22 protein-coding genes are annotated in these 17,396 nt (G+C 40.8%); 16 read left to right on the top strand and 6 right to left on the bottom strand.

What is annotated here, in order from left to right:
* Positions 1–83: 83 nt before the first annotated feature.
* Positions 84–1,256, bottom strand: a complete 1,173-nt coding sequence (locus M3196_RS08345) for a S8 family peptidase (protein ID WP_251321823.1) — start codon at positions 1,254–1,256, stop codon at positions 84–86.
* A gap of 326 nt (positions 1,257–1,582) precedes the next feature.
* On the opposite strand from M3196_RS08345, the gene M3196_RS08340 reads away from it, so the two are divergent.
* The 3 genes from M3196_RS08340 to M3196_RS08330 all read left to right on the top strand — a co-directional run bounded on the left by M3196_RS08340 (position 1,583) and on the right by M3196_RS08330 (position 2,903).
* Positions 1,583–1,762 carry a hypothetical protein gene (locus tag M3196_RS08340; RefSeq protein ID WP_077360450.1) on the top strand — a complete coding sequence of 60 codons (180 nt, stop codon included), beginning with the start codon at positions 1,583–1,585 and terminating at the stop codon, positions 1,760–1,762.
* A gap of 6 nt (positions 1,763–1,768) precedes the next feature.
* Entirely contained in the window at positions 1,769–2,026 is a 258-nt protein-coding gene (locus M3196_RS08335; protein ID WP_251321822.1) for a carboxymuconolactone decarboxylase family protein, read from the top strand.
* Positions 2,027–2,402: 376 nt separating this feature from the next.
* Positions 2,403–2,903: a DUF1648 domain-containing protein gene (locus M3196_RS08330; protein WP_251321821.1), complete on the top strand. Its 501-nt coding sequence runs from the start codon at positions 2,403–2,405 to the stop codon at positions 2,901–2,903.
* 40 nt (positions 2,904–2,943) lie between these two features.
* Here M3196_RS08330 and M3196_RS08325 read toward each other — a convergent pair whose 3' ends face one another.
* The gene (locus M3196_RS08325; protein ID WP_251321820.1) at positions 2,944–3,084 is read right to left on the bottom strand and encodes a YpzI family protein; all 141 of its coding nucleotides are present in this window, start codon (positions 3,082–3,084) and stop codon (positions 2,944–2,946) included.
* A gap of 169 nt (positions 3,085–3,253) precedes the next feature.
* On the opposite strand from M3196_RS08325, the gene M3196_RS08320 reads away from it, so the two are divergent.
* Entirely contained in the window at positions 3,254–3,850 is a 597-nt protein-coding gene (locus M3196_RS08320; protein WP_251321819.1) for a hypothetical protein, read from the top strand.
* A gap of 61 nt (positions 3,851–3,911) precedes the next feature.
* On the opposite strand, the gene M3196_RS08315 is transcribed toward M3196_RS08320, so the two are convergent.
* A complete protein-coding gene (locus tag M3196_RS08315) occupies positions 3,912–4,091 on the bottom strand; it encodes a DUF2187 domain-containing protein (protein WP_251321818.1) in 180 nt (59 codons plus the stop codon).
* A gap of 190 nt (positions 4,092–4,281) precedes the next feature.
* Between M3196_RS08315 and M3196_RS08310 the strand changes: the two genes are divergently transcribed.
* The 5 genes from M3196_RS08310 to M3196_RS08290 are packed head-to-tail and all read left to right on the top strand — an operon-like array spanning position 4,282 to position 8,254.
* On the top strand, positions 4,282–4,854 hold the full coding sequence (locus M3196_RS08310) for a biotin transporter BioY (protein ID WP_251321817.1): 573 nt from the start codon (positions 4,282–4,284) through the stop codon (positions 4,852–4,854).
* Between the two features lie 41 nt (positions 4,855–4,895).
* The gene (locus M3196_RS08305; RefSeq protein WP_251321816.1) at positions 4,896–6,374 is read left to right on the top strand and encodes an AMP-binding protein; all 1,479 of its coding nucleotides are present in this window, start codon (positions 4,896–4,898) and stop codon (positions 6,372–6,374) included.
* Positions 6,371–7,483, top strand: coding sequence for an acetyl-CoA C-acyltransferase (locus tag M3196_RS08300; RefSeq protein ID WP_251321815.1), 1,113 nt, complete (start codon positions 6,371–6,373; stop codon positions 7,481–7,483). The genes M3196_RS08305 and M3196_RS08300 overlap by 4 nt, the downstream gene beginning before the upstream one ends.
* Complete coding sequence (locus M3196_RS08295; protein WP_251321814.1) at positions 7,473–7,850, top strand: MaoC family dehydratase; 378 nt, start codon at positions 7,473–7,475, stop codon at positions 7,848–7,850. The genes M3196_RS08300 and M3196_RS08295 overlap by 11 nt, the downstream gene beginning before the upstream one ends.
* 2 nt (positions 7,851–7,852) lie before the next feature.
* The gene (locus tag M3196_RS08290; protein WP_251321813.1) at positions 7,853–8,254 is read left to right on the top strand and encodes a MaoC family dehydratase; all 402 of its coding nucleotides are present in this window, start codon (positions 7,853–7,855) and stop codon (positions 8,252–8,254) included.
* Positions 8,255–8,368: 114 nt separating this feature from the next.
* Here M3196_RS08290 and M3196_RS08285 read toward each other — a convergent pair whose 3' ends face one another.
* Together M3196_RS08285 and M3196_RS08280 are read right to left on the bottom strand one after the other, a co-directional pair.
* Positions 8,369–8,587: a DUF2922 domain-containing protein gene (locus M3196_RS08285; protein ID WP_251321812.1), complete on the bottom strand. Its 219-nt coding sequence runs from the start codon at positions 8,585–8,587 to the stop codon at positions 8,369–8,371.
* A gap of 44 nt (positions 8,588–8,631) precedes the next feature.
* Positions 8,632–8,850 (bottom strand): DUF1659 domain-containing protein, encoded by a 219-nt coding sequence (locus tag M3196_RS08280; RefSeq protein WP_251321811.1) that lies wholly within the window; start codon positions 8,848–8,850, stop codon positions 8,632–8,634.
* A 360-nt stretch (positions 8,851–9,210) separates the two neighbouring features.
* Here M3196_RS08280 and M3196_RS08275 point away from each other — a divergent pair, with 360 nt between their 5' ends.
* From M3196_RS08275 to M3196_RS08245, 7 genes are all read left to right on the top strand, one after another.
* A complete protein-coding gene (locus M3196_RS08275; RefSeq protein ID WP_251322153.1) occupies positions 9,211–9,702 on the top strand; it encodes a sigma-70 family RNA polymerase sigma factor in 492 nt (163 codons plus the stop codon).
* Between the two features lie 194 nt (positions 9,703–9,896).
* The gene (locus M3196_RS08270; RefSeq protein ID WP_251321810.1) at positions 9,897–11,522 is read left to right on the top strand and encodes a DUF6583 family protein; all 1,626 of its coding nucleotides are present in this window, start codon (positions 9,897–9,899) and stop codon (positions 11,520–11,522) included.
* 413 nt (positions 11,523–11,935) lie between these two features.
* Positions 11,936–13,165 (top strand): ABC transporter permease, encoded by a 1,230-nt coding sequence (locus M3196_RS08265; RefSeq protein ID WP_251321809.1) that lies wholly within the window; start codon positions 11,936–11,938, stop codon positions 13,163–13,165.
* Positions 13,135–14,298, top strand: a complete 1,164-nt coding sequence (locus tag M3196_RS08260) for an ABC transporter permease (protein ID WP_251321808.1) — start codon at positions 13,135–13,137, stop codon at positions 14,296–14,298. The genes M3196_RS08265 and M3196_RS08260 overlap by 31 nt, the downstream gene beginning before the upstream one ends.
* Positions 14,295–15,008, top strand: coding sequence for an ABC transporter ATP-binding protein (locus M3196_RS08255; RefSeq protein ID WP_251321807.1), 714 nt, complete (start codon positions 14,295–14,297; stop codon positions 15,006–15,008). Before M3196_RS08260 ends, M3196_RS08255 begins: the two co-directional genes overlap by 4 nt.
* Before the next feature lie 108 nt (positions 15,009–15,116).
* Positions 15,117–16,010, top strand: a complete 894-nt coding sequence (locus M3196_RS08250; RefSeq protein ID WP_251321806.1) for a DUF6843 domain-containing protein — start codon at positions 15,117–15,119, stop codon at positions 16,008–16,010.
* A 159-nt stretch (positions 16,011–16,169) separates the two neighbouring features.
* Entirely contained in the window at positions 16,170–16,823 is a 654-nt protein-coding gene (locus tag M3196_RS08245) for an NlpC/P60 family protein (RefSeq protein ID WP_251321805.1), read from the top strand.
* Between the two features lies 1 nt (position 16,824).
* Here M3196_RS08245 and M3196_RS08240 read toward each other — a convergent pair whose 3' ends face one another.
* Positions 16,825–17,178, bottom strand: coding sequence for a hypothetical protein (locus M3196_RS08240; protein ID WP_251321804.1), 354 nt, complete (start codon positions 17,176–17,178; stop codon positions 16,825–16,827).
* Positions 17,179–17,396 lie beyond the last annotated feature (218 nt).

Raw genomic sequence — 17,396 nt, 5'->3', positions numbered from 1 at the left:
TTTTTATAAGTGTTTCAATAAGCGGCGAAATTTAAACAACAAACCTCCGGAACAAGTAACTCCGGAGGCTATGAACCATTTATTTATTGCTGAACTGCTTTTGCCGCATTCACACGGCCATTTTGGAATAACGTCCCTGTTCCTGTAACAGGATCCGCCGTATCCTCAAGTGCCGCGCGGATTTGAGAAGCATTTTTACCTTGAGCGGCTAACAGTCCAGCAACACCTGCAACAACCGGTGAAGCCATGGAAGTTCCTGAGTAGCTCGCGTATTGATTATTTGTTATCGTAGAATAAATATCAACGCCGGGTGCAGCAATATCAACCCATGTACCGAAGTTGGAGAAAGAAGCTTTCTGGTCGTTTTGATCCGTTGCAGCAACCGCGATCGCATTTGAATAATAAGCCGGGTAGCTTGGAAGAGCAACGCCAGTGTTTCCTGCAGCCGCCACGATGACTGAACCTTTGTTCCATGCATAGTTGACGGCGTCTTGAAGAGTCTTTGAACCGAGGTTTCCGCCAAGACTTAAGTTGATCACTTGCGCGCCCTGGTCAGCGGCATATCGGATACCTTGAGCGACATCATCCAACGTTCCGCTGCCATCCGCATCAAGCACACGAACAGCCAGAATAGAAGCTTTGGGAGCAAGTCCCGCAATACCTATACCATTATTCGTGTTGGCAGCAGCGATACCCGCAACGTGCGTACCATGATCGTTCTCGTCGATCGGATCATCGTCGTCAGCAACAAAATCCGCACCTTTGATGACTTTACCATCTAAATCAGGGTGATAGTAATCGACTCCCGTATCAACTACCGCAATTTTAACGTTGGATGCACTTTGCGTAGTATCCCAAGCTTGTTCGGCACTAACTTTTTGAGGAGCATATTGCTTTGTTTTATAATCAGGATCGTTTGGTACATAGCTCGCGTGTAAAGTAATGTTCGGCTCTGCGTACTCAACAGAATCAAGACTTTCAAACTTTTTAACCGCATCTGCTACATTGCCGCTCACTTTAATAACAGTAAAGTCTTCAGTAGAATCTACGACCTCACCGTACTTTGAAGCGACATTTTTAGACGAAGCAGCAGAAACAGAATCTTTATAATGAACGATGATTTCCTGTGCAGCCTGCTGTTTTGCAGCAGATGTAAATGAAGCCTCCTGCACTTCTGACTCAGCAGCCGATGCCGGGAGAACTAAAGATATTAAAAGGGGTAATGATGCGGCGCCTGCCACAAAACGCTTTAACATAAAATCACTCCTCTGATGTATTACCAAGCAAGCTTGGCTGGGTGTGCTAAAGGGATTCAACAATTTTCAACAAAACCCTTTCACGTTATATGAAAATAATGATAATTTACCACGACTCAGTGATTGATAAGTCTATATGACTATGAATAAAGCGTAGCATGTAAGGCTTAACTATTATCTTAAGATAGAGTTACGATAGTAAACATTACATAACACAAATGTGAAAACGATGATCTACTATTTTTACAAAGCAGAATGATAGGAAAAATGCTGAAGGTATCGTATTCTAAAAACAAGAAGAATAAATTTAAAAGGGAGGTCGTACGATGGCACGATTGCCTGAAGTAAATGTAGAAGGAACACCATTTAAAAAAGCACTTGCCAATGCTCCTGAAATTCTTGACGCATTTCAGCAAATGGACAAAGCGCTAAACAACATCCTAGAACCCGAACTGATGGAAATGCTGCGGTTGCGGTCTGCTTCAAACAACGGCTGCGATTACTGACAAAGCATGGACTACGGGACTCTGGATGAGTCTTCGCGACAAACAGCAATGAAACAAGGGGAAGCAAAACTGTCAGAACGCCACAAACTAGCACTGGAACTAACCGATCACATCATGGCGTATCACGGACAGCTGCCCGATGAAATGTACAACAGATTAACCGAACATTTTACACGTGAAGAAATCATTGCGCTCTTTTTCCAAATCGGAAGCAAGAACGGAGCCAATTGGTTTATTATCGCAATGGGGATTGAAAATAAATAAAGAAGAGGAGAGACCGATTGATTAAGTCGGTCTCTTCTTTTTTTGTTTGTTGAGGTTTTTACGGTACGTGTTCTTTAATTTTAATACACGTTCGCTCAATAATAGTGAGTTTTCGCTCAATCGACTGCTCGTTTCGCTCAGACCAGGCTGAGTTTCACTCAAACAACGCTGAGTTTCGCTCAAAGACCTAGCATTTTTGCTCCAAAAAGGAAATTCGATCGTAAAATACCATAGGAGGAAGTGTTCAGAAATACGGATGATTAAAAAAACGAAAAAGCTGACACCAAACCAGACAACTTCACGCCAATAATGAACTTTTTTAACTGAAACTTTAACTGGAAAAAAACGTATGAAGAGTTGAGGAGGTGGATGGTGCGTGATTTACGAAAATCGCCCGAAACTGATAATTCCAAGAACGTTTCTTGAGAATGTCCTGGATCTCGCAGGGATTATATTATTTATAGCTAGTGCTGGGAACCTCATCATTCAGTGGTCATCCATTCCTGATACAGTGCCGATTCACTTTAATGCCGCAGGGGAGCCAGATGGCTGGGGAAGCAAGAATCATTTATGGATTCTGCTTGTGGTTGGTCTCATAACGTGGGTTCTTCTCACGATCATCGAAAAGTTTCCTCATATTTATAACTATCTGTATCTGACTGATGAAAATGCAGAGAGACAATATAAAAATGCTCGGATGATGATAAATATATTAAAAAACGAAATCCTGATTTTCTTTGTGTATATGAGCTGGGTAAGCGGGCAAATAGCAAATGGCCATAATAATAACCTCAGTTTGTGGGACTTACCTATATTTATAATTGGAATTACAGGTACCATTGCTTTTTTTATTGTCAGATCCATAAAACTTAAATAAAAAACGCTTAGGATTAACTGATTCCTAAGCGTTTTGCTGTTTATTGATCTTGATGATTACGTACACGAGCTTCATCAGGGCTTTCCATTTTCGCAGCACCTGAATACTTCAAGCTTTGATCGCGGTCCGATTCTACACGGCCAGACTCTCTAAGCTTTTTCTCCTGTCTGTCTTTTCCCATTTGAAAGATCTCCTTTCTTACACGAATTTTCCTATAGTATGAGAAAAATTAAAGAAAATTATGTAGTAGGCCTATGGTTCTTATGCTCTTTAACCCACTAACACGTTTATCATTCATATAAAAGGGAAAATCGTAGTTACAAGAAACTAAAATCAGAGGAGGAAACAAAATGGTACAAAAAGTGGATTCCCAAAACATCTATCAGGATGATTTTTATCAAAATGATGTAAACCAAAATGATTACTATCAAGGTGACCAGAACAGCAAGCTCTTAAAAGGCGTATTAATTGGAGGGTTGATCGGCGGAGCCCTGGCGCTGATTGATTATAATACGAGAACAAAAGTAAAAAATACGGCTGTAGGTTTGAAGGATTCTTCAAGCAAAATGTTAACTGAAGTAAAGCAGAATCCAGGTGAAGTGAAAGATCAGATGATCAGCCAGTTCAAGACTGCTACCAACACCTTGAAGGAAGCGATTAATGATGCGCAGGAACTTTATCAGCGTGTGAATAAAGACGTATTCGGAAACATGAACACACTAAAAGAAATTTCAAACGAAGCCTTTGCGACCGCAAAAGAAGCCCGAGGAGAGCTTGGTAACATCAGCTCAAAATTAAAGGAAGCGGGAACAGAACTAGCGGAAAATCCTGTGGAGACAAGCCATTCATCACAAAATGACAACTTAAGCAATTACAACACAGGCTTTCCTTCAAAAAATAAACAAGACACAGTTTCGGCAGGGTCGAATAAAACGAACAATTACTAAGTAAATAGATAAAATAAAAACAGCCTATTTAAGTTTAGGCTGTTTTTGAATGTATATAGATTTAGCTGTTTACTACTTGTCTAATATCAGTAAGACGAACTACTTGCTTAGCATCTTCAAAGTGTTCTTCGTAGTTCTCTGTAGCGGAAAAGTCCACCACAGCGGTATTGGTCAGTAAGGATGTGATTTCTCCTTTTAATCCGTCGAACGTTTCAATGATATCACCGATTTTAAATTCCATGCCTTTTCCTCCAGCTTCTTTTCGTTTGTCCTATTTTACCATAATTGTTATAGAATTTCCTTTTGTTAATGAAAAACTTCTGTTTGTTAAGCAATTATAGCGAAACTAATTAATTATTGCTATTGAAGCGGTTTTAATGTTAACTTAAATTATATATTAGTTAACATAATGACAACAGAGGTGTTTATACATGAAAACAAAAGAGATGACTTACGTCGCATTATTTGCCGCAATTATGATTGTATTAGGATTTCTTCCTCCGATTGTTTTACCATTTACGCCAGTGCCAATTACCGCTCAAACTTTAGGGGTAATGCTTGCTGGTGTGGTGCTTGGCGCCAGACTTGGCGGTTTAAGTATGATTGTTTTCCTATTAGTTATCGCAGCCGGAGTTCCAGGACTTGCTGGAGGCCGCGGTGGTGCAAGTGTATTCGTTGGACCGAGTGCTGGATATATTCTAAGCTGGCCATTATCAGCATTCTTGATCGGACTATTAGTTGAAAAATCAAAGCGGCCACTTCAGGTGTGGAAAGTCTTTATATATAATTTCGCAGCAGGTATCGTATTTGTTTACTTGTGTGGAATTCCAGTAGTTGCTTTTGTTATGGATATCAGTTTAGAAGCTGCAGCGGTATCAGGATTAGCTTACTTGCCAGGCGACTTGCTAAAAGCTATCATCGCAGCTACATTAGGTGTTAAAATAAGACAAAGACTATTTAAAAATCAAACAGCTTTAACAAGCAACAGAACGATCAGCCAATAAGATTGCCCCCCGGGCAGTCTTTTTCTTTAGGAGGAATGGTTGTGCTCATCACAGATACTATTCAAGAAAGTGCTCTGCAATATCCGGATAAAACAGCGATTCAATTAGGTGAAGAAAAAATTACTTATCAAGAACTTCATAAAAACGTTCAACAGGCTGCTGCATATTTTAAGAAAATGCCATTTCAAGGATCTCAAGGAAAAGCTGCACTCTACTTGCCGAACGGAATTGATCTTCTGCAAAACTTCTTAGGTGCCATCTCGGCAGGATGGATTTCCATTCCTCTTGATTTGAAATGGAAAGAAAGTGAACTGAACGAGAGACTAGCTCAAAGTAATCCTGATTTAATTATTACAACCGAAAAGCTGCAGAACCACTTAGATCAGTATAGCGATAAGGTTATTGTCGATTCAGTTATGACTGAATCTGCTGCTAACAATGAATCTACATCACCAATCACTGATAAATCCCTGTTTTATATGGGCTTTACTTCAGGTTCAACCGGTGTTCCTAAATGCTTTGTGCGTAACCATCGATCTTGGGTGAAAAGCTTTGCTTGCAACAAGGAAGACTTCGGATTATCTGAAGACGACACAATTCTTGTACCAGGACCGCTTGTACATTCTTTGTTCTTGTTTGCTGCTGTGAGCACGCTGTTTTTAGGTGGAACGGTTAAACTGCTGCCTAAATTTTCAGCTTTACAAACTTTAAAAGAGATCGAGTCAAAACATGTATCTGCTGTATATGCTGTACCTACTATGCTGGCAGCACTGACTAAAGAGATAAAACCCCAACATGATGTGCAGGATTTAAAGAAAATTATATCCTCTGGGGCGAAGTGGGAGCCGGGACTAAAAGACAATATTAACTCATTATTTCCAAAAACAGAGCTATTCGAGTTTTATGGTGCCTCTGAATTAAGCTTTGTCAGTTATATCAATCATCGCTCCACAAAACAGAAACCTTTATCTGTAGGCCGTCCTTTTCATAATGTAAAACTGTCGATAAGAAAAGACGGTGAGGAAGTGACAACGGGTGAGATCGGAACGCTTTATGTAAAAAGCGAGATGCTATTTTCGCATTATCTGAACCGTCCGGATGCAAATAAAGAAGTACGGGATGAGAACGGCTGGCTGACTGTTGGAGATCTTGCAAAGCTGGACGAAGACGGTGATCTGTATATCATCGGACGAAGTAACAACATGATGATTTCAGGCGGGCAGAACGTCTATCCGGAAGAAATCGAAAATGTCCTTAATTCTATGGAAGGCATTGAAGAAGTCGTTGTTTTCGGGACCCCAGATTCTTATTGGGGAGAGACGGTTACAGCCGCTATTGTTCTGCAAGAGGGTGCTGAACTAACAGCCCGTGACGTACAGCGTTATTGCAGGAAGCATTTATCGGTCTTTAAAGTACCAAAACACATTATTTATGCGAATGAATTTACCTATACCTCGGGCGGAAAAATAGCACGGGCAAAAGTAAAAGAGATTTACAGCCAAGGAGTATCAAGCACATGAGAAAAGCTGTTATTATCGACGCTAAACGGACGGTGATCGGCAAAAAAGACGGTTATTTTAAAGATGTTGAGGCTGAGAAACTTGCAGCTGCCGTGATTCAAAACATCTTAAAAGAAAATAATGTTCCTTCTGAAATGGTCTCTGATGTGATTTTAGGGAATACAGTAGGTCCTGGCGGCAACCTTGCACGTTTATCTGCGTTAACTGCAGGTCTGCCGATGACGGTTCCAGGTTTTACAGTCGATCGTCAGTGTGGGTCTGGGCTTGAAGCGGTGAATCTGGCTTGCCGTCTTGTTCAATCGGGCGCCGGCGACATTTATTTAGCAGGCGGTGCGGAATCTGTGAGTACTTCTACCTTTCCAAAAAGAGCCCGTTTTTCTCCTGACGCTATCGGTGATCCTGATATGGGTGTTGGCGCCGAGAACGTTGCTGAAGCTTATAACATCTCCCGTGAACAGCAGGATGAATATGCACTTCTAAGCTACAAACGAACCGTTGAATCGGCAGAAGAAAACCGCTTTGAAAATGAACTAGTTCCCTTAAATGATGTACCTCTTGTGGACGAAGGAATCAAGAGGCTTTCTAGTATCGAAAGAATCATTAAAAGAGCAAAACCTGCATTCAAAGTAGACGGAACCGTTACAGCAGCAAATTCCTGCGGCTTAAACGACGGGGCATCTATAGTCCTCGTCATGAGTGAAGAAAAAGCTAAAGAGCTGCAGCTTGTTCCAAAATTAAAGTTCATCGACGCTGTAACAGCAGGGGTTGATCCTAACTTGCCGGGAATCGGACCTGTTCCAGCTGTAAAATCTCTATTTCAACGAACAAATCTTTCAATAAACGATATTGATCTATTTGAGCTGAATGAAGCGTTCTCGTCTCAAGTCGTCGCGTCCGCTCAAGAGCTTGGTATACCGTGGGACAAGCTCAATAAGGGTGGCGGTGCGATCGCGTTCGGTCATCCATATGGTGCATCTGGAGCGATTTTAGTTACATCGCTTCTCAGGGAAATGACTGGTCAAGACCGGTTTGGTATAGCTACATTAGGCATTGGCGGAGGACTTGGAATCGCCACACTCTTTGAAAGGTGTGACCTAGATGAACTTTAAACAGTGGGAAGGAGCAAAGACACTTCCCGTTTCAATAACGGTTACAGAAGAACTCGTGAATACTTATTATGAAGCTTCTGGCAGTTCCAAAAAAGCTTCACAGCAAGTTCCGCCAGCGCTGCCTATGATTTTTTATCAGTCTATTAATGTCCCGTGGTTTCAGGAGCAATCTTTTACTCATAAAGACCAAGTGTTTCATTACGAACATCCTATCTCGATCGGAGAAACACTTCAATGCACCGTTTCCTTAATTTCGGTAGAAAAAAGACGTCGATTTCTCGTTTTGAACCAAGAGCTTATCGGTAAAAACAAACATAAAGATATTGTTTTTTCCGCAAAATCGACTCTTTTGAAGGAGGCAGAATAAAGATGCTTCCGAAGACATTCAAAGAAGGTGCAGTGCTAGATCCTTTACATATAGAAGTTACAGAGCAAATGGTAAAAAAATATGGGGACGTGTCTGGAGATTTTAATCCGATTCATTTTGACGATTCAGCTGCTCAAGAAAAAGGATTCCCGGGAAAAATCATTCATGGCATGCTATCCATGGCCATCGCTTCAACCATTGTGGAGCCCCTCACACAACGAGACTATTGGGTTAAGACGTATGATATGAAGTTTCGTGCCCCCGTTTTGGTTGGGGAGACGATCACTATAACAGGGACAATTTTAGCTTTAGAAACTGACACCGTAACAATCGATCTACTCGTTTCCAACCCCACTTATCCACAAGTAGCGAAAGGTAGAATTCTGCTCCATGTGTATAAATAGCTAAAGTTATCCACATTATCAACATTATCCACAGAATAAAAATAAACCGTCTCTTGCCACAATCGGCTAAAGACGGTTTTTTTACGGTCGCTAAAGTCGCTTATTTTTATGTGATTAACCTAAATCGATGTCACTTACTGCACGGTCAACGATACGTGCACCTTTTTTGCTCGTATAATTTCCGCCTGAAGAAGTGAAGATGTTTTGGGCAATTACCGTGTCCATAGCTGCGTTAACAGCAGCTGGATCAACCGGTTCGATAGGTGCATCCAGACGGATGGTCACCGTTTTGTTCTCCTGGTTAAGAAACTGCAATTCAAGCACTCGGGCCATTCGATTTCCCTCCTTTCCTCTATATTTTCCTTACTGTTCACTCATTAAGACTGAATGGCGAAGGAATCATTTCGTTTGATCATGACGAGCGGGTACACCTGTAGTCCTGCAAGTGCATTCGCAACTGCTTCTAGCTGGTCAGGAGTCGATGTTGTTTTTACATGTGCGAAGTTTTTGTACTTCATCACCGGCTTGTTATCTGCGTCTAAACCGCCGTCAAGCTCTAAACGCATTGCGGAATCAATCAAAGCTGCTGTTGCCATGTGCCTCACCTCCTTTCACTTCATAAGTTCCAGTGAAGGTGAGAAAAGAGCCACGTGTCCTAAAAAAATTTTTCTTATTGATTTATCCACAATCCATGCTGTTTTACTCAATAATCAGCATTTAAATTTCCGTTTTCGAGAATATCACGCCTAAAATATGTCGTAATTTGTCAGCTGATCTTTATTCTGTGGATAACTTTTCAAACGATCCCACAATAATTTTTTTGTTCTGCTCATTACCAATGGATAACTCTTTTAAAACGCTGCTTTGCTTCATATCAAATCCAAATTTTATAGTGAGGGTACCGCGGAATTTCCGAATGTGCGCACATTCCAAAAGGATGTATTCCCTTGAAAGAAATGCCCTTTGAACAAATTGCTTCCATGTATGATCCGCTTATCAAATCCCAGATCAGGCTCTACCACTTAACAACACACTTTGACCAATACTATCAAGCTGGCTTACTAGGACTCTGGAAAGCTTACGAAACATTCGATCCCAAAAAAGGACAGTTCTCCTCCTATGCCTTTCTGCATGTAAGAGGACGAATTCTGCAGGAGCTAAGAGGAGAAGCGCGAAAACAACAAAAGGAAGAAAACCATGATCCCCATGAATCAAAAGCATTCCGCACGCTTTCCTTTGAAGACACCATCCCGCTTTTAGAGGATGAAACAATGAATCTATATTTGATGCACCTTACAGAAAATCAACAAAGGTGGGTGACGCAAAAAGTTTTCCATATGAGGAGTGAAGCGGAAATAGCGGAGATGTTTGGAGTCACCGTCTATGCGGTAAAATCGTGGAGAAAATCAGCAATCAAGAGACTTCGGTCGGTTTTATTTACCAATTAAAATCAGCCTTTCTTACTACGTGATTTGATGGAATTAAATACAGATTTAGGGTATAGTAGAAAACTGCGGGCAATTAATTCCTTATTTAACCAACTTTGCCAGTAAAGAAATAATCTGATATTTTTTTAGAATAACAGTGTAATAAGTTGGTAGGGCAAAGCTTATATATTTATTAAGAGGGGGACAACCAAACGATGGAAACTCAAGTTAATCAGAGCACAGGCAATAAGAAACGTCCGTTGATCATTGGGCTTGCTGTAATTGCGATCCTAGCGATCGGCGCAACGGCTTATGCGATGTTCATCGATCTATCACCGCGTGAACTGTATTTGAAATCAGAAATGAACACGTTCAAAGCAATGAACGAATCATTTGAAGAGAGCTTTGAAGATGCACTAGCACTTTCAGAAAAGCAAATGGATGAAGCATATAAGTCCGAAGCACGCGTTGGTGTGGAAATGGATCCGTCCATGCTGGGAGCGGGCGGAATGGAAGCGGCCATGATCGGCTCTGTTCTATCGAACAGCGAAATTAAAATGACAACACAGCAAGACCCTAAAAAAGGAGAAGGATCTGCTGACTTCGCTCTCGTTTTGAACAACACAGATCTTGTAAAGGCGGAAGTTTATCAAAACAATAAAGAGACAGCATTAAGCGTACCTGCAGCTTACGATAAGCATGTATACTTCCCGAACAATAAGTTTGGAGATGTAATGCGCAAGTTTGATCCAGCGTACGTTGGCATGGAAAAACTTCAAAACTTCTTTAAAGCCGTTGATGGTGACTTAAGTGAAGAAGCGCGTGAAGAAACGTTCCAAGAATTTGCGAAAGTTTACGCGGACAGCATTAAAGATGAAAACGTAACATTGAAAGACGACGTTGATTTCAAAGGCGAGAAGCTTCGTCAGTTAACGGTTTCTCTTTCTGAAAAAGAAACGAAAACACTTTTGATCCATTTTATTGAAAAAATCGAGAAAGACGAAGAGATTATGGATGCATTCGCGGAGCAAGTAGCATTGCAAGGTGGATTCCCAACAACAAATATGGCACCAGCAACTTCAAAAGAAGAAGTTAAAAAGGAATTAAAAAAAGTTTTAGCTGATGGTAAAAAGGCAATTAACGAAGATTTAGAAATCCCTGGCGGCATGAAGCAAGTCGTGATTGTTGACGGTGATGATAAAGTAGTAAGCCGTGATCTTACCATGAAAATTGGGGCTAACGGGCAGGACGCTGTTCCAGTGAACTACAAGTCTGAAAGCTGGGCGAAGGGTGATGTATCAAACTCATCATGGGTTCTTAACGCAGGCCCTGAAGGCGAAACATTGCTAGTTGATGTGAAAATGGAAAGCGAGCCAAAAGGCGACGATGGCAAGAAGCGTGACATTAAAGCGAAATTCGAAGTGAACGAAAATGGAACGACAGAAGGTATCGGATTCCATGTAAAAGGTGAAGGCACAAGTAAAAAGTCGAACTGGACAGTACAACTTGTTCCAGCAGGTGAAGCACCAATGGAACTGCCAGATATGACGATTGAAATTGAACATAAAGGTGATCAAAATCTTGATAAAGATTACGCGAACCACGACTACAAAGTAACATTGATCGGAAACGACCCAGCAATTGGCGATATCAATGTTGGATTAAACATCAAGACAAAAACAACATTTGGTGAAAAGCTTAAGTTCCCTGAGTTATCAGAAGGAAAAGCGGTTAACGTTGCAGAAATGAGCGACGCTGAAATGATGGGCATGATGTCCGAAATTCAGCGCAACATCGAGCAATTTATCGGTGAAAACGCACAATTCCTTCAAGGCATGTAAAGAAAACTTGGCTGACACCAGGTTTGTTATGTCGGCCTTAGTTGCACCTATACTATGGACCTAAAATTGGCAACTACGTCTAAAAGCACCTAGTTGACAAGTAATAGTAAACATAGTGAAAGAACATATATAATAAGAAGGACAGAGATAACTTAAGATAAAGTTGATCTTTGTCCTTTTTTAAAACTATTATTTCTAAAAGATTGTTATTCCCGAACATTTAGTGGGTATGCTTCGTTGAATAGAAGATTGGAGCGTAAGGTGTGAGACTCCAGCGGGATTAGTGTGACAGGTGAGACACCTGTTGGCGCAAAGCGCCGGTGTGGCTCACCGCACACCCCGCGGAAAGCGAGCAGCCTGGAGCGGAAATCTTCACGAATACTCAAAACCTCTTAAGCGAAAGGAATTATTTTATGAGGCAAACGTTACTCATTGCCCATCTAACGGTAAAATGCTGGCTGAAGCAGCCGGTTCCGCTGTTTGCCATGATGCTTTTTCCTCTTTTGCTGCTAGGCATCACGTATTTGGGACTGAAACCGCTGATTGAAGATAAACAATGGGTGGAGCCCTTTGCCGTTGCAATCGTGGATGAAGATAACACCTTCGAAACGAAATTATTAATGAAACAATACGAAGAATCAGAAGAGCTGCAAGCTGTCCTTACTTTTCAAAAAACAGACGGGAAAACAGCGAGTGAGATGCTGGCGGATAACGAAATTGCAGGAATGGTGATCGTTCCTGAAGGTTTTACGAACGGCATTCGTCGCGGCAAAAACATCCCCGTCACCGTTATCGGTAATCCGGAACGCCCATTTCAAGCTGAACTGCTGCAGCAAGTGATGGTGTCAAACGCCAATTTGATTTCTGCGGCGCAAAGCGGAGCAAACGCAGCTTTCCATTATCTTCGTAAAATGGGACTGAGTTCAGAGGAATTCGCGACTTACCGTGACGCGATTATTACTGATTTTACACTGCAGGCCCTAAACCGGAACAAGATCTATGAAACAGAGACGTTGAGTGCGTTCAGCGGAATCACACCTGTTGAGTTTTACAGCTTGTCAGGTGTGCTGATTCTGCTTTTAATCGGCGGCTTATTTGGTATGAGCTTAACGGCGAGAGGAGAACAAACGGTATTGAGGGAACGGCTTTCGTTGCAAGGTGTTCGATCGTCTGTATTCTTTTTTGGCAACATCTTGTCTGTATTTGTTTTGCTTGTCATTCAAAGCGCACTGTTGATTCTGCTTTTTTATAGAGTAACGAACACGTGGAGTTTGCTCGCAACAGGAATTCTACTAACCTACTGTTTAGCGGTTTCTTCATTATTTGCTCTTTGTCAGGAGCTTTTTGAGCGTAACGGTGCTAAGTGGGGAGCGGGGATCTTGCTGGTGGTCGGTGTGACAGCAACAAGCGGGAGTGTACTGCCGTTATCATATTTGCCGGAAATATGGCGCAGCGTAAGTTTTTTAAATTTCATGCATCACACTCATACCGGTTTGGTTGAAGCTCTCTTTTCAGGAACAGGTTCTTGGCGTCTCGCCGGCATATTAATCGGATTTTCTATAGCTTTTTGGATTCTCGGAATCCTTATTATCACAATAAAGAAGAGGTTGCTATGGTCTGGACAATCGCCTTTACACGTATAAAACTATTGCTTCAAAGTCCTTGGAGCTGGGCAGGGCTTGTGATTCCTGTGCTATTGCTCGGCTTCTTAGATCTGTCTGTTGAAAAAACAGCAAATGCAACGAAAATCCCGGTTGTAATCGTAGATGAAGATACATCGGAGTATTCAAAAACGGTTATCGAAAGAGTAAGCAAGAATCCTGCGATTGCGGTTAGAATCGTTAATCAGGATAAGGCACGTAACGAAATCGAGACCCAAAAAGCAGCGATCGGATTTTTAATACCAGAAGGATTTATGGAACACATTCAAGAAAATGATGAGGACGAACTCGTTACGATGTGGCTTTCAACCAGTACCTTGTCACACGGGCTCGTACGCGAGATTTTTGCGAGTGAAGTGAAGCGTTTATCGAGTAATTCTTATGGTGCGAACACCGTTTTAAAAACATATGGAAAAAGTGAAAAGCTGGACGGGAAAGAGCAGGCTGCCGTTTGGAAAGATGCTTGGGCATACAGTGACAAACACTGGAATCCGGTGCCGCTCATGACCGTCGATTACAAAGTCGGTGCTACAAAAGAAAAAGCAGTAGCTAGTGAGGATAGCTCGGCTTCCATTTATGTACCTGGAATGCTTGTCCTTCTTATGCTGTTCAGCTTTTTGTGGAATAGCTGGCCGATCAAAGACCGTGATTCAGGCATGAGGTCCCGGGTTCCGTATTCAGTTGGCCGGTTCTCACTTTATTGGGGAGGAAACGCGCTTGGCGTACTGATCCTTCAGGTTGAGCTGCTGATTTTATTGATCGGTTTCGGCTTGTGGAAAGATGAACTAGTTTTGAATGCCTCGACCATTGTAGCATTGCTTGGCTATGTGCTGTTTTTGAATGCCTTATCCCTTTTGTTTGCTTACTTTGTGCATTCTAACCGAACGTGGCAAGCCGTAACACTATTTGTCGTACTGGCAACTTCACTTTTGAGCGGAACTTTCTTCCCGAGTGACGAACTTTCAAGCTTTTTAGAAAAAGCAGCCCAATGGACACCTCAATATTGGATCATCTCAGCATTAAATCAGGAAACACTCATGATTGCATGGGTCTTTGTCGGAATCAGTATCATACTATACGGACTTTCAACAATAAAGGCAGGTGACAGCGCTTGATCACAGCAGAAAATCTATCAAAAAAGTTCGGCAGGAAAGAAGTTCTGAAGGAAATAAACTTTTATATCGAAAAAGGGGAAACAGTCGGCGTTGTTGGTCCGAATGGTGCTGGAAAGTCTACTCTTCTAAAAATCATCGCAACGATTATGAGAGAAACAAAGGGAACTGTTCGAATCGATGGAATGGATTCAAAAAAGGAAACGAAAAAAATCCGCGAGAAAATTGGTTACGTACCACAGGAGATCGCCGTGTATCACGAGCTGACAGCAAGAGAAAACCTGCGCTTTTTTGCAAAGCTAGCTAAGAATTCATCTGAAGAAAGCTGGATGAGGCGTTGTGAAGAGTGGAAACTGGCCGAGCATCTTGATAAAAAAGTAAAACACCTGTCTGGTGGTAATCAGCGTAAGCTCAACATCTTAATTGCCATGCTGCATGACCCTGAAATACTGATTCTCGATGAACCAACAGTGGGGATCGATATTTCAGCGAAACAGGAAATCGTGAATGACCTTAGGCAGCTCGGGAATGAAGGGAAGACGATCCTTTATTCCAGTCATGACGCACAAGAGCTTGAAACGCTCTGCACCGCATTCTTGATATTAAAAGAAGGTGAGCTGCTCTTTTATGGATCGAAACAAAAAGTCCGTCAGTTTGGTTCGATTGCACAGTCGAAGAATTTTGCTGAGACGCTGGGTGAGATTGTTGGTTAATAAATTATATTAGAACCTACCTTTATTAGGTGGGTTTTTTATATTATATATTGTTTAAAAAAGGTATACTTTATGTGAAGTAATTCACATGCAAGAGGTGGTTGAGTTATGGGTGATAACCTTTTCAGAAAAATAAATGTAGCATTTTATACTACAATTTTGTTTGTAGGAATTTACGCTTTATTAATTCTTATCTTATCTGGTTTTACTAGTGAATTATTTACTATTTTAATAGTTTCCTTTTTTGTTTTAACAGGAAATTTTATGTATGCAATACCTGTTTCCATTTTAAGTGATAAATTGACAAAAAAATTTACTAAATATCGGTTTGCATTCTCAACCTTATTACATATTTTCTTTGCATTTTTAACTTACTTTATAATTGGAGGATTAAGCATTTACGCTATAGCATGTGCGGTTCTCTTTTTGTTAACAGACGAGTGGCTAAGTAAAAATAGTGAGCGATTAGGTAAAAAGGATTTAATATTAAATGGGATGTTTCTAATTCTTGTAGTAACTTTTGCAATGTATTTTACTTTTAAATTAGTTGATATTTCCGAAAAGGAAACCCATGATTATTATTTAATTCCAAAGGGTTATGAAGGTGAAATTACTATTTTACATAATATAAAACATGCTCCTGAACCCCAAAAAATTGACGATTACAAAGTAATAAATGTAAATGAACAAGGTTATGGAATTACTTCACTACCAGAAAGTGAAGGAATCATTGAAAATAAGTACTATTATATAGATGAACTAGGGAACAAAGTGAAAATAAATGATAATTGTGTTCATACTGGCGTTTCTGGTTCAATTTCTGGGGACGATTATGAATACTCATATTCTACATTTACCATCACAGCTACAAGTTGTGGTGAAGCCTTTATGTTAAATGGGAGTCACTATTTTAGAAATAATAGTTTAGATATTGAAGAAATTTTGTTACGAGAAGGTCTTGCGGAGCTGGATGGATATTATATACGACCTAAACCTAACTAAGAACCTTGAAAAAAGACAATAGAATATTTATTGAAAATATAATTTTGCAAGAGGGCGTTTTACCTATTTTTCGTAATGCAAGCGTAAAACACAACTCCCTTTTTCTATAGTAGGATAATAATAGATTACTTGGAAAATAAAAGGGGTTAGGGATATATTATGAAAAAATGGATAGCAACATCAGTTATAGGAACGGCTTTATTATTGTCGCCAGTACAAGCTTTCGCAAACATCGGAGATCAAACACTTCGTCCTACAATGACACATTCAGATGTAAAAACACTTCAAACAATATTGCGCGATAAAGGTTATTTTACATATAGCGGATCGCCGACTACTTATTACGGTTCTTATACAAAGAGTGCGGTTATGAGCTTTCAGCGAGCAAAAGGTTTAACAGCAGATGGTGTTGCAGGACGCAACACGTTTAACAAGCTAGGAGTCTATAACGTTAACAACTCCTATCTAGTAGATTATGCAAAGCGTTATGTAGGGACGCCTTATAAGTGGGGCGGGACAAGCCCTGATGGATTCGACTGCTCAGGGTATATCAATTATGTATTTAGAAACTCTCATAACATCTATCTGCCAAGAACCGTTAAGGATATGTGGGCTAACACGGGTTACAAAGTATACAGCCAAGCAGTGGGAGATCTCGTATTCTTTGAAACTTACGAACCAGGTGCATCTCATATGGGAATCTACATTGGTAACGGTAAGTTCATCCATGCCGGTTCATCAACAGGTGTAACGATTTCTGAGATGAGTAACTCATACTGGAAGCCTCGTTATATTGGAACAAAACGTCTGTAACTTATAAAAGGAAAAGGAGCCCGATAACTTCGGACTCCTTTTTTTTAACAGAACAAGATTTTTGCCCAAGGATCGAAGCAATCGTGTCTGCGATTACAGCAATCGTGTCTGCGCTTCTTCTTTCTGGACTTCTTGCACTTGAAGTGCTCGGAGCTAGATGAGGAAGAAGATGAAGAAGATTCACATTTCCAGTCGTGTTTCTTCTTTTTGTCCTTCTTGCGGTGGTCGGAACTAGATGAGGAAGAAGATTCACATTTCCAGTCATGCTTTCTCTTCTTTTTGTCGTCTTTCTTCCTGTCACAGAAGTCGTGTTTGTCACGTTTTTTGTCGAACTTGCAGTGGTCAAAATCTCCACATTTAAAACACATTAATAATTCACCTCACAGAATGATAACCGATTTCTTATCTCTGACTTCGGTTTCTATATATCATATGTAGGTAGAGACAAGTTGCATAGACGAATGTTGAGGTTTAAAGAAATTGGGACATCTGGGGACAGACCCGGGGTCTGTCCCCAGACAAATACATTCACCGTTTTTGTTCATTTCAGGTGGACAAGAATGGTGAATACCT

Origin of the sequence: Fictibacillus nanhaiensis (assembly GCF_023715445.1) — a bacterium.
Classification (GTDB): Bacteria; Bacillota; Bacilli; order Bacillales; family Fictibacillaceae; genus Fictibacillus; species Fictibacillus nanhaiensis_D.
This window is presented reverse-complemented; position numbering and strand designations above follow the sequence as displayed.